Source organism: Bradyrhizobium sp. 62B (genome assembly GCF_030272265.2).
Lineage (GTDB): Bacteria > Pseudomonadota > Alphaproteobacteria > Rhizobiales > Xanthobacteraceae > Bradyrhizobium.
Genome location: NZ_CP092841.2, coordinates 323,929 through 337,767, shown reverse-complemented (window position 1 = coordinate 337,767; position 13,839 = coordinate 323,929). Strand labels below are relative to the sequence as shown.

Genomic DNA, 13,839 nt, shown 5'->3' with positions numbered 1-13,839 from the left:
ATGGCCAATACAACGAATGGCTCGGGCAACGGCGCTCCCGCCACCAACGGCAAAGCCTATCCGATCGAAGATCACACCTACGACGTCGTCGTGGTCGGTGCCGGCGGCGCGGGCCTGCGCGCCGTGGTCGGCTGCAGCGAGGCGGGCCTGCGCACGGCCTGCATCACCAAGGTGTTCCCGACCCGCTCGCACACGGTCGCTGCGCAAGGCGGCATCTCCGCTTCGCTCGGCAACATGCACAAGGACGACTGGCGCTGGCACATGTACGACACCGTGAAGGGGTCGGACTGGCTCGGCGACCAGGACGCGATCGAATACATGGTGCGCAACGCGCCCGACGCGGTCTACGAGCTCGAGCATTGGGGCGTGCCGTTCTCGCGCACCGAGGACGGCAAGATCTATCAGCGCCCGTTCGGCGGCATGACCATGGATTTCGGCAAGGGCCAGGCGCAGCGCACCTGCGCCGCCGCCGACCGCACTGGCCACGCCATGCTGCACACGATGTACGGCCAGTCGCTGCGCCACGCGGCCGAGTTCTTCATCGAGTTCTTCGCCATCGACCTGATCATGGACGACCAGGGCACCTGCCGCGGCGTCATCGCGCTCAAGCTCGACGACGGCACGCTGCACCGCTTCCGCGCCCAGACCGTGATTCTCGCGACCGGCGGCTACGGCCGCGCTTATGCCTCCTGCACCTCGGCGCATACCTGCACCGGTGACGGCGGCGGCATGGTGCTGCGCGCCGGCCTGCCGATGCAGGACATGGAGTTCGTCCAGTTCCACCCGACCGGCATCTACGGTTCGGGCTGCCTCGTCACCGAAGGCGCGCGCGGCGAAGGCGGCTATCTCGTCAACTCCGAAGGCGAGCGCTTCATGGAGCGCTACGCGCCGTCGGCCAAGGACCTCGCCTCGCGCGACGTCGTCTCGCGCGCGATGACCATCGAGATCCGCGAAGGACGCGGCGTCGGCAAGAAGAAGGACCACATCTTCCTGCATCTCGACCATCTCGATCCCGCGGTGCTCGCCGAGCGGCTGCCGGGCATCTCCGAATCCGCAAAGATCTTCGCTAATGTCGACGTGACGCGCGAGCCGATCCCGATCGTGCCGACCGTGCACTACAACATGGGCGGCATCCCCACGAACTATCATGGCGAGGTGCTGACCAAAAAGGACGGCGACGACAATGCCGTCATCCCCGGCCTGATGGCGATCGGCGAAGCCGCCTGCGTGTCCGTGCACGGCGCCAACCGCCTCGGCTCCAATTCGCTGATCGACCTCGTCGTGTTCGGCCGCGCCGCCGCGCTCCGCCTCGCCGAGAAGCTGACGCCGAACGCCAAGCAGCCGGAGCTGCCGGCGAACTCGGCCGAGCTCGCGCTCGGCCGGCTCGACCATTACCGCTACGCCTCCGGCGGCACGCCGACCGCAAAACTGCGCGAAGGCATGCAGCACGTGATGCAGAGCAATTGCGCGGTGTTCCGCACCGGCGAAGTGCTGAGCGAAGGCCAGAACCTGATCGCGAAGGTCCACAGCGGCATCACCGACATCGCCGTGTCGGATCGTTCGCTGGTGTGGAATTCCGATCTCGTCGAGACGCTGGAATTCGACAATTTGATCTCGCAGGCGGTGGTGACGATGAATTCGGCCGCCAACCGCACCGAGAGCCGCGGCGCCCATGCCCGCGAGGACTTCTCCGAACGCGACGACAAGAACTGGATGAAGCACACGCTGGCCTGGCTGGACGATGCCGGCAAGGTCAAGATCGAGTACCGCCCGGTTCACGACTACACCATGACCAACGACGTGCAGTACATCCCGCCGAAGGCGCGCGTGTATTGAGCGAACAGCGAAGGCCTTATCGAAATGGTTGAATTCGCACTTCCGAAGAACTCCAAGATTTCAGGCGGCAAGACCTGGCCGAAGCCCGCGGGCGCGACAGAGGTTCGCGAGTTCCGGGTCTATCGCTGGAATCCGGACGACGGCAAGAATCCGAGCGTTGACACCTATTACGTCGACACCAATGATTGCGGCCCGATGGTGCTGGACGGCCTGATCTGGATCAAGAACCACATCGACCCGTCGCTGACCTTCCGCCGCTCCTGCCGCGAAGGCGTCTGCGGCTCCTGCGCCATGAACATCGACGGCCAGAACACGCTGGCCTGCACCCGCTCGATGCACGACGTCAAGGACGGCGCGGTGAAGGTCAATCCGCTGCCGCACCAGCCCGTCGTGAAGGACCTCGTTCCCGATCTCACCAATTTCTACGCGCAATACGCATCCGTCGAGCCGTGGCTGAAGACGACCTCGCCGACCCCGCAGAAGGAATGGCGCCAGACCCATGAGGACCGCGAGAAGCTCGACGGCCTCTACGAGTGCATCCTGTGCGCCTGCTGCTCGACCTCGTGCCCGAGCTATTGGTGGAACAGCGAACGCTATCTCGGCCCCGCCGCGCTGCTTCAGGCCAACCGCTGGGTGTCCGATTCCCGCGACGAGGCGACCGGCGAGCGGCTCGACAATCTCGAGGATCCGTTCCGGCTCTATCGCTGCCACACCATCATGAACTGCGCCAAGGCCTGTCCGAAGGGCCTCAACCCGGCCGAAGCCATCGCCGAGCTCAAGCTCAAGATGGTCGAGCGCCAGATCTAAAGACGTATTTCGTGCTTCGCGTTCCGGCCGAACGGGCCGGGACGTTCCGGGATCGCGGCCAATTCGAGGAGAATTTTCTCCCGCCCGCCGCACGCGCAAGTTTTCGTCTCACAACCTGCGGTTCCCGCACAAGCTGCTTCCTTCCTCACGCGAGATTCAGTTAATCTCGCGTCAGGGACGGAGCGACTGTGCAGAGGGCGCAACGCAACTCGCTAAGGCTGTTGCAGTGGATGATGGCGGCATCCCTGGCGCTGCCGGTTGCGCTGTTCGCAATCGCCGCCACGATTTCCTACACCTCGACCAGGGAGATCGCCGACCGGGAGATCGAGCGCACGCTCGACGTCGCGCATGAGCACGCACTCAAGGTGTTCGAGACCATCGACCGCAGCCTTGCCGAGCTCAACGAGGTGGTCCGCGGCCTTTCCGACGACACCATCCGTGCGCGCGAGCCGGCACTGCACCGGCGGCTGAAGCGGCTGAGCGATTCGCTGCCGCAGCTCAAATCGGCCTGGATCTTCGATGCGGACGGAAAGGCACTGGTCAACAGCCTCGCCTCACCGCCGCCGGAGCTGAGCTTTGCCGACCGCGACTATTTCTACGCCCATATCGACCAGAGCATCGGCACGTTCATCGGCACCGCCCTGACGCCACGACCGCCCTATCAGGGCGCGCGGTTCTTCGGCGTGAGCCGCCGCCGCGACTCCGACGACGGCCGCTTCATCGGGGTGATCCAGGCCTCGGTCCTGCCGGAATATTTCGAGAGCTTCTACGCTCGCATCGGATCGGATCCCGGCAGCTTCTTCGCGATGGGCCGCACCGACGGCGCCATGCTCACGCATTTCCCGCGGCTTGACCGAGACATCAGGCTCGATCCGACCGGGCCGGTCGGCCGGGAAATCGCGGCGCGCCCCGAGCGTGGCCTCATCACCGTCGCCTGGCCGTCGGACGGGATCGAGCGCCGCATCGGCTACCGGCGCGTCGCGGAATACCCGATCTATGTCAGCGCCGGGCTCGAGACCTCGGCGATCCGCGCGCGCTGGTTCGCCACGATCGGCCAGCATCTGGTGTTCGGCATTCCCGCCACCGCGCTGCTGTTTCTGCTGCTGGCGCTGGCGTTGCGACGCACCCAGCACCTTCAGGCCGAAGCCGCCAAGCGGCGCGAAGCCGAGGAAGCGCTCAAGCATAGCCAGCGCCTCGAGGCGCTCGGGCAGCTCACCGGCGGCGTCGCGCACGACTTCAACAATCTGCTGACGGTGATCCGCGCCTCGGTCGACCTGCTGAACCGGCCGCAGCTGACGGAGGAGCGGCGCCAGCGCTACATCACCGCCATCGCGGACGCCGTGGCCCGGGCGGCCAAGCTGACCTCGCAACTGCTCGCCTTTGCGCGGCGCCAGACCCTGAAGCCGGAGGTGTTCGACGTCGGCGAACGGATGCAGTCGCTGCACGACATGCTCGCGCCCCTGCTGGGGCCGGCCATCGAGATCGCCATGCGGCTGCCCACCGAGCCCTGCCTGGTCCGTGCCGATGCCGGCCAGTTCGAGACGGCGCTGATCAACATGGCGACCAACGCGCGGGACGCCATGCAGGGCAAGGGCAGGATCACTTTCAAGGTCGAGACCGCGTCGGCCGTTCCGGACGCGCTGGCCGGGGCCTCGGCTAGCCAGAGCTTGGGAAATCAGCCCTTGGGCGGCCACAGTCTGGGAAACCAGAGCCCGGCAAACCATGGCTTCGTCAGCGTGACCGTCAGCGACACCGGCATCGGCATTCCCGCCGCCCGGTTGGGGCGCATCTTCGAGCCGTTCTTCACCACCAAGCAGGTCGGCCACGGCACCGGCCTTGGCCTGTCCCAGGTGTTCGGCTTCGCCCGGCAATCCGGCGGCGAGGTGACGGTCACGAGCGAAGTGGGACACGGCAGCACCTTCTCGCTCTATCTGCCGCGCGTGCCGCCGGAGCTGCTGCCGCAGCGGCAGGCGCCCAACACGGCGCCGGCGGTGGCCGGCAGCGGCATGTCGGTGCTGGTGGTCGAGGACAATATCGAGCTTGCCAATTTCGCCGCCGATGGCCTCACCGAGCTCGGCTACAGCATCACGCTGGTCGACAATGCGACGGATGCCCTCGCCGAGCTGGTGATGGACGCCGATCGCTTCGACGTCGTGTTCTCCGACGTGGTGATGCCTGGCATGACCGGGCTCGATCTGGCGCAGGCGATCCGCGACCGCGGCATCGACGTGCCGATCGTGCTGACCACGGGCTACAGCCAAGCCCTGTCACAAGAGGGCGTGGCCGGCTTCGACCTGGTGCAAAAGCCCTATTCCGTCGAGGAATTGTCCCGCGTTCTGCATCGGGCAGCCCGTATCCGGCGCGTCCGGGACGGCGCCGCCGAATAGGAACCCCAGCGGAACCCGAGGGAACCGGTTGATTTCCCTCGCGTTGTCCGCGCATGACCAAGCCCGCCCCCAAGCGTCAAGACAATTCCAAGTCGCCCATCGTCGGAATCGAGGGCGAGAACGGCGACGAGGTCGCCCCTCCGCCGCCGGAGTTGCTCGAGCCCGACCCGGAGCTCTCGCCCGAGGAGGCCGAGCAGGTTCGCAAGGATTATCTGCTGACGCGGTTCTGGATCAGCGCGCGCGGCTTCTGGGGACGCAGCGGCGACCGCCTCGCCTGGCCGTTCTCGATCGGCCTCGTTGTGCTGATCATCCTCACCGTCGGCTTCCAGTACGGCATCAATGTCTGGAACAGGGCGATCTTCGACGCGATCGAGAAGCGCGAGGCCGCGAGCGTCTTCCATCTCACCGCGGTGTTCTTTCCGCTCGCGATCGGCAGCATTGTGCTCGGCGTCGTGCAAGTGTTCGCGCGCATGGGCATCCAGCGGCGCTGGCGGGCCTGGCTGACGTCGAGCGTGCTGACGCGTTGGCTCAAGAACGGGCGCTACTACCAGCTCAATCTCGTCAGCGGCGACCATAAGAATCCCGAATACCGGATCGCGGAAGATCTGCGCATCGCGACCGATTCCCCGGTCGACTTCCTCGCCGGCGTCACCTCGGCGCTGTTGTCGGCCGCGACCTTCATCGTCGTGCTCTGGACCATCGGCGGCGCGCTCACCGTCACGCTTGGCGGCACGAGCATCACCATTCCCGGCTTCCTCGTCATCGCCGCGATGCTCTATGCGGGATTAGCTTCCGGCTCGATCCTGGTGATCGGCCGCCGCTTCGTGCAGGTGTCCGAGGACAAGAACCAGGCCGAAGCCGACTTCCGCTACACGCTGACGCGCGTGCGCGAGAACGGCGAGAGCATCGCGCTGCTCGGCGGCGAGGAGGAGGAGCGCGGCGGCATCGACCGCAACTTCACCAATGTGATCCGGCAATGGGCGCGGCTGGCGGGTCAGCACATGCGCACCACGCTGGTGTCGCAAGGCTCGAGCCTCGTTGCGCCCGTGGTCCCCCTCTTGCTCTGCGCGCCAAAATTCCTCGACGGCAGCATGACGCTGGGGCAGGTGATGCAGGCGGCCTCCGCCTTCACCATCGTGCAGAGCGCGTTCGGGTGGCTGGTCGACAATTATCCGCGGCTCGCCGACTGGAACGCCTGCGCACGACGCATCGCCTCGCTGATGATGTCGCTCGACGGCCTCGAGCGCGCCGAGCAGGGCGACGGTCTCGGCCGCATCAAGCGCGGCGAGACGCACAACGACGCCATGCTGGAGCTGCACGACCTCTCGGTCACGCTCGACGACGGCACCGCGGTGGTCGGCGAGACCGAAGTGGTGATCGAGCCGGGCGAGCGGCTCTTGGTCGCCGGCGAATCCGGCACCGGCAAGAGCACGCTGGTGCGCGCCATCGCCGGCCTCTGGCCCTGGGGCGGTGGCGGCGTGAATTTCCATCCCGACCGGCGGCTGTTCATGCTGCCGCAGCGGCCTTACGTGCCCTCGGGATCGTTGCGCCGCGCGGTCGCCTATCCCGGCGCGGCCGACCATTGGACCGTCGACGAGATCGGCGAGGCCCTGCACAAGGTCGGGCTCGATCATCTCAAGGAGAAGATCGAGGAGGAAGGCCCCTGGGACCAGACGCTGTCGGGCGGCGAGAAGCAGCGCCTCGCCTTCGCGCGGCTCCTGCTGCACAACCCCGACATCGTCGTGCTGGACGAGGCGACCTCGGCGCTCGACGAGAAGAGCCAGGACAAGATGATGAAGATGGTCACCGACGAGTTGCCGAAGGCGACCATCGTCAGCGTGGCGCATCGTGTGGAGCTCGAGGCCTTCCACAGCCGCAAGATCGTGCTGGAGCGCCGAAAGGGCGGCGCCAAGCTGGTCAGCGACATCGACCTGATCCCGCGCAAGGGCAAGCGCCGGCTGCTCGGGCGATTCCTGAGGCAGCGCAAGGCGCCGAAGAAGGCGGCGTGAGGCCGTAGCCCGGATGGAGCGAAGCGCAATCCGGGGCTCGTGCCGCAAGCGGAAAAGGTCCCGGATTTCGCTGCGCTTCATCCGGATTACGAACTTCTCGTGAAGATTGGAGTCCTCCGCAAAACCGGCTATGCATGCGCCGCTTGCAACGAGGATCTGCTGCTTGACGACCGACAAGACCCCTTCGTCCGCGCCGTTCGGCGCGTTTGCGCCGAACGCGGCGCAGGCCGCGATCATCCGCCTCGCGACGCAATCGGCGCTGAAGCGCGGCGCGTTCCGTCCGTGGATGTCGCGGCTGGTGAACCTGCTGCGGAGCGGCCCCGTCGACGTGCAATATCAGGGCGCCTCCTTCCGGCTCTATCACCAGGGCAGCGCGACCGAGCGCGGCGCATTGTTCAATCCCGATTACAATCTCGACGAGCTCGACTTCCTGCGCCAGCACACCCCTTCCGGCGGCACCTTCGTCGATGTCGGCGCCAATGTCGGCACGTTTGCGCTGGTGATGGCGCGACAGGTCGGCAGCACCGGCAAGGTGGTCGCGATCGAGCCGCATCCGCTGACGTTTGGGCGGCTGTCCTTCAATCACGCCGCATCGAAAGCTGCGCAGGTGCGCCTGGTGCAGGCCGCGGCCGGTGAGACCGACGGCGAACTGATGATCGAGAGCGGCGGCGGCAATCTCGGCGCCACCCATGTCGTCACCGGCACGGCCGGCGCGGACGCGATCAAGGTGCCGTCGCTGCGCCTGACGCGCATCCTCGACGAGGCCGGCGTCACCCAGATCGATTCGCTCAAGATCGACGTCGAAGGTTTTGAGGACCGCGTGCTGATCGGCTTCTTCCGCGACGCGCCGCCCTCGCTGTGGCCGCGCGCGGTGGTCATCGAGCACCTCTCGCAAAACGAATGGCAGCAGGATTGTATCGCCGACATGGTCGCGCGCGGCTTTACGATCGTGCGCAAGACACGAAGCAATACGTTCCTGTCACGGCTTGCAAGTACGAACTAGGGAGCTGGCGATGATCGACCATTTGGGCTTTTCCGTCTCCGACTACGAGCGCGCGAAAGCGTTCTACGCCAAGGCGCTGGCGCCGCTCGGCTACGGCCTGGTCATGGAGGTCACGGCGGAGCAAACGGGCCACGCTGCGGCCGCAGGCTTCGGCACTGAGGGCAAGCCGGATCTCTGGTTCGGCGGCGAAGGCGCCATGAACAAGCCGGTGCATATCGCCATTCGCGCCGACAACCGCGCTACCGTCGACGCGTTCTACGAGGCGGCGATCGCGGCCGGCGGACGCGATAACGGCCCGCCCGGCATCCGCCCGCATTATCACCCGAACTATTATGGCGCCTTCGTGCTCGACCCCGATGGCCACAACATCGAGGCGGTCTGCCACACCCCGGGATAGCCGGTTCCTTCCGGAACCTCAAATCCCGGCGGCCGTTATCGTTGCTTGCAGCAAGGAGTACGATATGGCCAACGACAATGCCCGCGACGTCGATCGCGCCTGGGAGCTGATGAAGAAGATCGGCTTCGCGATGCTGGTGACGCGCGACGGCGACAAGCTCCGTGCGCGGCCGATGAGCGCCCATCTCGATCGCGGCGCGAACACGATCTACTTCCTGACCGACGCACGGCGCCACAAGGATGAGGAAATCGCCCGCAATCCCTCGATCAATTTGTCGTTCGCGGATTCCGGCAGCCAGAAATATGTCTCGCTGACCGGCACGGCCGTGGTCTCCAACGACCGTGCAAAGATCAAGGAGCTGTTCTCGACGCCAGCCAAGGCGTGGTGGGACAGCGCGGAGGATCCCAACATCCGCGTGCTCAAGATCGCACCCGACGATGCCGAGTTCTGGGATTCGCCGGGCACGGTGATCTCCTATGTGAAGATGGCGGCTGCGGCGGTGACGAACACGCGCCCGGACATCGGTGAGAACCGCAAGGTCTCGATGTGATGCCGATCGAGCCGCCCGAGATTCCACCCTCGACACCGGGCACGCCGACCGAGCCGCCGCCGGGAATTCCGCCCGGCAATCCGCAGCCTGAAATCGCGCCGCCGGTGCGCGAGCCCGGTGAATCCCCGCGGCCCGATGAACTCCCGGGCAACGTGCCTGAAGAGATTCCATCGCGCGGGCCGAACGGGCCGCTCACCCCCAACCCCGCGACGGATGCGAATCCGCCGCGGGATAGCGCATGAGATGCCTCGTCACATGTGAGGCAATTGCAACCAGCGTCTGAATGCGCAATGAACGTCGCTGGAGTGACGTGATTTCCATGCAGAAATAAATCGGGCCGCGATCGCTTCGCCCGCCACAATCCGGCCTAACGCGTAGCTGTTCATCCCAACACTTCGTCAAAGAACCTTCCGGGGAAGTTCACCACCATGACCAATCTTCGTTTCGTGCTGCTTGCGACGACGGCTCTGACCGCGATGCAATTCGCAAGCTTCGCATCGCAAGCGCAAAGTGCGCCGCCGCTCGTGGTCGCGCAGGCCCAGCCGCAAGACACGGGCCCTGACGGAAAACCGAAGCAGCCGCCGAAGGGGCCGCCAGCAGCCGCGCCGCCTGCCCCGCCCGCGCGCCCCGCCGCGCCGCCGCCCGCAGCTGCACCTCCCCATCCGCCCGCTGCGCCGCCGCCGGCGGCCGCACCGCCTCGCCCGGCCGCGCCACCTCCGCCTCCGCCGCCACCGGCGGCCCGCCCGGCCCCGCCGCCGCCACCCCCGCCGCCTGCCGCGCCGAAGCCGCCGTCACCGCCCCCGGCTGCGGCCCCGCAGCAGCATGCCCCGACGCCGCCTCCCGCACCGCCGGCAGCACGCCCGGCACCGCCGCCCGCCGCGGCGCCGCAGCACGCGCCCACTCCGCCGCCCGCCGCACAGCCCCACACGCCGCCACCGCCCGGCGCGCGCCCCGCTCCGACTCCCCCGGCTCCGCCTCCCGCGGCAACTCCTCAGGGCCGCCCTGCGCCCACGGCAACGCCGTCTCCGTCACCGGCCGCGCCGGCGGCACGACCCGGCGCGCCAGCTCCGGCCGCGACACCCGCACCGACACCAGCGCCAACCGCAACGCCGGCTCCTGGCAGCACACCTGGCAGTACGCCCGGCGCAACGCCGGCTGGCCGTCCCGGTACACCGCCGCCCGGTCGTCCCGGCGCGCCTCCGGCCGCAGGGGCTCCGGCTCCCGGGGCCGCTCCGACAGCGACGCCGGCTCCGGCTGGCACGCCGACACCGCCGCCCGGACGCCCAGGTGCGGCGCCCGGCGCGACACCGGCTCCGACCGCGACGCCAGCGCCTGGCCAGCAGGGCGCAACGCCGCCTGCCGCCGGAACTCCGCCCGCCTCACCGCAGGCTGGCGCCCCGCCCCGGCCGCCGGCACCTCCCGCCGGAGCGGCAGCACCGAGTGTCGTCCCCGGCTCGGCGGCCGCAGCGCCGCCGCCGAACAGGGCGCAATACGCTCCGCCGACGGTTGCCCCGGCCTTCCGGGCCGCCCCGACGGTCGCAGCGCCCTTGCCGCCTGCCCCGCGTCCGCCGCAGCGTGACCTCACGCCGCTCGCGGTCGGTGCAGGTGTGGTGGCCGGTGCCGTGATCGGCGCCACCATCGCCGACATGCACAATCAGCGACGCGAGACCATCGAAGGCGGTCGCACCGTCTACACCGAGCCGGACCGCATCATCATCCGCGATCCGGGCGGGCAGGCCTATGTCCGCGGCAACGACCTCTATCGTTTCCGTTACGGCGCCCGCGACATCCGCACGGACACGGTCGGCGGCGAAACCCGCACGGTCGTCGTTCGTCCTGACGGCAGCGAAATCATCACCGTCGTCGGCGCCGACGGCCGGCTGATGCGGCGCATCCGCAGGGATCCCCGTGGACACGAGCTCATCATCATCGACAACACCTACCGCGATCCACGGGCAGTCGGCGGCTTCTATGTCGACGTGCCGCCGCCGGTCGTGAACATTCCTTACGATCGCTACATCGTCGACGCCCAGGAAGCGTCACCTGATGTCATCTACCAGACCATGGTGGCACCGCCTGTGCAGCGGATCGATCGGCGCTACTCGCTCGACGAGATCCGGTACAGCCCGAATGTTCGCATGCAGATGCCGAGCATCGACGTCAACACGATCGTCTTCGAAACGGGATCGTGGACCATCCCGCCGGACCAGGCGGCCCGGCTGCAGACGATCGCTGACGGCCTCAACCAGGCGATCCAGCGCAATCCGCGCGAGGTCTTCCTGATCGAGGGACACACCGACGCGGTCGGCAACGAGGTCGACAATCTCTCGCTGTCCGATCGTCGTGCGCAGGCCGCGGCCGAGTTGCTCACGCAGCAGTTCGGTGTCCCCGCGGAGAACCTGACGTCGCAGGGCTATGGCGAGCAGTATCTGAAGGAGCAGACGCAGGGGCCGAGCGCGATCAACCGTCGCGTCACGATCCGCAACATCACGCCGCTGCTCAACGGCGGCCAGGCCTCGCTGCCGCCGCCCCCGCCCGGCACCGCGCCGCCGCGGTAACGGCACACACAAATGCAAAATGGCCGGGAGCGATCCCGGCCATTTTTGTTTGTGCCTTTGGAGGCCGTAGCCCGGAAACTCAGCCCTTGTCGTTCTCGAGCCGGAAGATCTGCGAGCCTTCGCTGCCCGAGAGCAGGCCGGTATCGGTGTAGAGCTTCAGCTTGGCGCGGGTATCGTTGATGTCGAGATTGCGCATGGTGAGCTGGCCGATGCGGTCGGCTGGCGTGAAGGCGGCGTCCTCGACCTTCTCCATGCTGAGCCGCTCGGGCGCATAGGTGAGGTTCGGACTCTCGGTGTTGAGGATCGAATAGTCGTTGCCGCGGCGCAGCTCCAGCGTGACCTCGCCGGTGACGGCGCGCGCGACCCAGCGCTGCGCGGTCTCGCGCAGCATCAGGGCCTGCGAGTCGAACCAGCGGCCCTGATAGAGCAGACGCCCGAGGCGCATGCCGCTGATGCGGTACTGCTCGATGGTGTCCTCGTTGTGGATGCCGGTGACGAGGCGTTCATAGGCGATGTGCAGAAGCGCCATGCCGGGCGCCTCATAGATGCCGCGGCTCTTGGCCTCGATGATGCGGTTCTCGATCTGGTCGCTCATGCCGAGACCATGACGGCCGCCGATCGCGTTGGCTTCGAGGAACAGCGCGACGGGATCGGCGAAGGTCTGGCCGTTCAACGCGACCGGCTGGCCTTCCTCGAAACGCACCACGACCTTCTCGGCCTTGACGGCGCAATCGTCGCGCCAGAACGGCACGCCCATGATCGGGTTGACGATCTTGATGCCGCTGTCGAGGCTTTCGAGATCCTTGGCCTCGTGGGTGGCGCCGAGCAAATTGCTGTCGGTCGAATAGGCCCTCTCGGCGCTCATCTTGTAGGCGAAGCCCTGCGCGGTCATGAACGCCGACATCTCGGCGCGGCCGCCGAGCTCGTCGATGAACTGCTGGTCGAGCCAGGGCTTGTAGATCTTCAGGCCGGGATTGGTGAGCAGGCCGTAACGGTAGAAGCGCTCGATGTCGTTGCCCTTGAAGGTTGAGCCGTCGCCCCAGATGTTGACGCCGTCTTCCTTCATCGCCGCGACCAGCATCGTGCCGGTGACGGCACGGCCGAGCGGTGTGGTGTTGAAATAGGTGATGCCGCCGGTCGAGATATGGAAGGCGCCGGACTGGATCGCGGCGATGCCTTCATGGACGAGCTGCGTGCGGCAATCGACGAGCCGGGCCTTCTCGGCGCCGAACTCCATCGCCTTGCGCGGGATCTCGTTGTAGTCGGCCTCGTCGGGCTGGCCGAGATTGGCGGTGTAGGCGTAGCAGCGCGCACCCTTTTGCTTCATCCAGAGCAGCGCCGCGGAGGTGTCGAGGCCGCCCGAAAAAGCGATGCCGACTTTCTCACCCTTGGGCAGGCTTTTCAGGATCGTGGTCATGGGGCTTCCAATCGGGTCTCAAGGGGCTGATGTGAGGACGGATTGACCGCGCGAATAACAAATTTCGCGGGGCTCGGCACCCATTTAATGGCCTAAACGGACGGTTCGGCACTCGTCTTGCGGCCGAACAGGCGCTGGCGGAGCCGGTAGGCAGGCATGTTCAGCCGGGTCAGGGCGGCATCGACCGCCGCGTCGGAAAACCGGGTCCGCGGCCAGCGGTAAATCAGCGCGTAGGCAAACCAGATCACGACGAAGGTGACGAGGCCGGCGATTGAGACGTCGGTGAAGAAGTGCCCGCCGAAGGCCATGCGCAGCCCGCTCGTGACGGCGCCAAAGATCACGGCGGCGCCATAGGCGAGCGGCCGCCAGGCCGGCGGCGCCAGCGCGGCCGGCGCCAGCGTCCAGAACGCGGTCGCACCTTCGCCCGAGAAGAACGAGCAATTGCGCGCGCAGCCGCCGCGCGGATCCCACCACGGCACGAATTGCTGGTCGCCGGCGAACTGCGTCACCACCACCGGGCGCGGCCGGCCCCAATAGGTCTTGAAGGTGAGATTGGTGAGAATGCCGGCCGACAGGATGATCGTGACCAGCAGGAACACGATCGCGCGCCCCGACACCATCAAGGGCCGGTCGGGCCTGACCATCTTGACCACGAGCGCCACCAGCGACGGCAACACGAAGGCCCAGGCGACCCACATCGCAGCGTCGCGCGCGAAGCCGGCCCAATCGTTCAGCTTGAGCGGAAAGGTTTTCGTCTGGGGGTCGAAGAACAGCGAGGCGAGCTTGAGATCGAGCTCGGGATAGAGGCCGAAAACGACGCCGATCACGAGCCACAGCGAAAGGCCGATGAAGAGTCCGGTACGGTTCATGGCGCG

The 13,839-nt window shown here is 67.1% G+C and carries 11 protein-coding genes; 9 read left to right on the top strand and 2 right to left on the bottom strand.

The genetic code is table 11. The features are described from left to right. From sdhA to ML401_RS01565, 9 genes are all read left to right on the top strand, one after another. A complete protein-coding gene (sdhA, locus tag ML401_RS01605; RefSeq protein WP_211415118.1) occupies positions 1-1,836 on the top strand; it encodes a succinate dehydrogenase flavoprotein subunit in 1,836 nt (611 codons plus the stop codon). A gap of 24 nt (positions 1,837-1,860) precedes the next feature. Continuing rightward, a complete protein-coding gene (locus tag ML401_RS01600; protein ID WP_194405381.1) occupies positions 1,861-2,643 on the top strand; it encodes a succinate dehydrogenase iron-sulfur subunit in 783 nt (260 codons plus the stop codon). A gap of 188 nt (positions 2,644-2,831) precedes the next feature. After that, on the top strand, positions 2,832-5,030 hold the full coding sequence (locus tag ML401_RS01595) for a hybrid sensor histidine kinase/response regulator (RefSeq protein WP_285809334.1): 2,199 nt from the start codon (positions 2,832-2,834) through the stop codon (positions 5,028-5,030). A 53-nt stretch (positions 5,031-5,083) separates the two neighbouring features. Next, positions 5,084-7,039 (top strand): ABC transporter ATP-binding protein/permease, encoded by a 1,956-nt coding sequence (locus ML401_RS01590; RefSeq protein WP_285809333.1) that lies wholly within the window; start codon positions 5,084-5,086, stop codon positions 7,037-7,039. 163 nt (positions 7,040-7,202) lie between these two features. Beyond that, complete coding sequence (locus ML401_RS01585) at positions 7,203-8,042, top strand: FkbM family methyltransferase (RefSeq protein WP_285809331.1); 840 nt, start codon at positions 7,203-7,205, stop codon at positions 8,040-8,042. Between the two features lie 10 nt (positions 8,043-8,052). Then, positions 8,053-8,439 (top strand): VOC family protein, encoded by a 387-nt coding sequence (locus ML401_RS01580; protein ID WP_285809329.1) that lies wholly within the window; start codon positions 8,053-8,055, stop codon positions 8,437-8,439. A 64-nt stretch (positions 8,440-8,503) separates the two neighbouring features. After that, complete coding sequence (locus tag ML401_RS01575) at positions 8,504-8,989, top strand: pyridoxamine 5'-phosphate oxidase family protein (RefSeq protein WP_285809328.1); 486 nt, start codon at positions 8,504-8,506, stop codon at positions 8,987-8,989. Then, positions 8,989-9,231: a hypothetical protein gene (locus ML401_RS01570; RefSeq protein ID WP_285809327.1), complete on the top strand. Its 243-nt coding sequence runs from the start codon at positions 8,989-8,991 to the stop codon at positions 9,229-9,231. Before ML401_RS01575 ends, ML401_RS01570 begins: the two co-directional genes overlap by 1 nt. Before the next feature lie 186 nt (positions 9,232-9,417). Continuing rightward, the gene (locus ML401_RS01565) at positions 9,418-11,547 is read left to right on the top strand and encodes an OmpA family protein (protein ID WP_285809326.1); all 2,130 of its coding nucleotides are present in this window, start codon (positions 9,418-9,420) and stop codon (positions 11,545-11,547) included. Positions 11,548-11,626: 79 nt separating this feature from the next. On the opposite strand, the gene argG is transcribed toward ML401_RS01565, so the two are convergent. Next, positions 11,627-12,964 carry an argininosuccinate synthase gene (gene argG, locus ML401_RS01560; RefSeq protein WP_285809324.1) on the bottom strand — a complete coding sequence of 446 codons (1,338 nt, stop codon included), beginning with the start codon at positions 12,962-12,964 and terminating at the stop codon, positions 11,627-11,629. Positions 12,965-13,056: 92 nt separating this feature from the next. Continuing rightward, positions 13,057-13,833: a phosphatase PAP2 family protein gene (locus ML401_RS01555; RefSeq protein ID WP_285809323.1), complete on the bottom strand. Its 777-nt coding sequence runs from the start codon at positions 13,831-13,833 to the stop codon at positions 13,057-13,059. Positions 13,834-13,839: the final 6 nt, after the last annotated feature.

Bases quoted from the DNA above. Each gene is read 5' to 3' on its own strand.
- ML401_RS01580 (WP_285809329.1), top strand. From the start codon at position 8,053: ATGATCGACCATTTGGGCTTTTCCGTCTCCGACTACGAGCGCGCGAAA.
- ML401_RS01575 (WP_285809328.1), top strand. From the start codon at position 8,504: ATGGCCAACGACAATGCCCGCGACGTCGATCGCGCCTGGGAGCTGATG.
- ML401_RS01590 (WP_285809333.1), top strand. From the start codon at position 5,084: ATGACCAAGCCCGCCCCCAAGCGTCAAGACAATTCCAAGTCGCCCATC.
- sdhA (WP_211415118.1), top strand. From the start codon at position 1: ATGGCCAATACAACGAATGGCTCGGGCAACGGCGCTCCCGCCACCAAC.
- ML401_RS01600 (WP_194405381.1), top strand. From the start codon at position 1,861: ATGGTTGAATTCGCACTTCCGAAGAACTCCAAGATTTCAGGCGGCAAG.
- ML401_RS01565 (WP_285809326.1), top strand. From the start codon at position 9,418: ATGACCAATCTTCGTTTCGTGCTGCTTGCGACGACGGCTCTGACCGCG.
- ML401_RS01555 (WP_285809323.1), bottom strand. From the start codon at position 13,833: ATGAACCGTACCGGACTCTTCATCGGCCTTTCGCTGTGGCTCGTGATC.
- argG (WP_285809324.1), bottom strand. From the start codon at position 12,964: ATGACCACGATCCTGAAAAGCCTGCCCAAGGGTGAGAAAGTCGGCATC.
- ML401_RS01570 (WP_285809327.1), top strand. From the start codon at position 8,989: ATGCCGATCGAGCCGCCCGAGATTCCACCCTCGACACCGGGCACGCCG.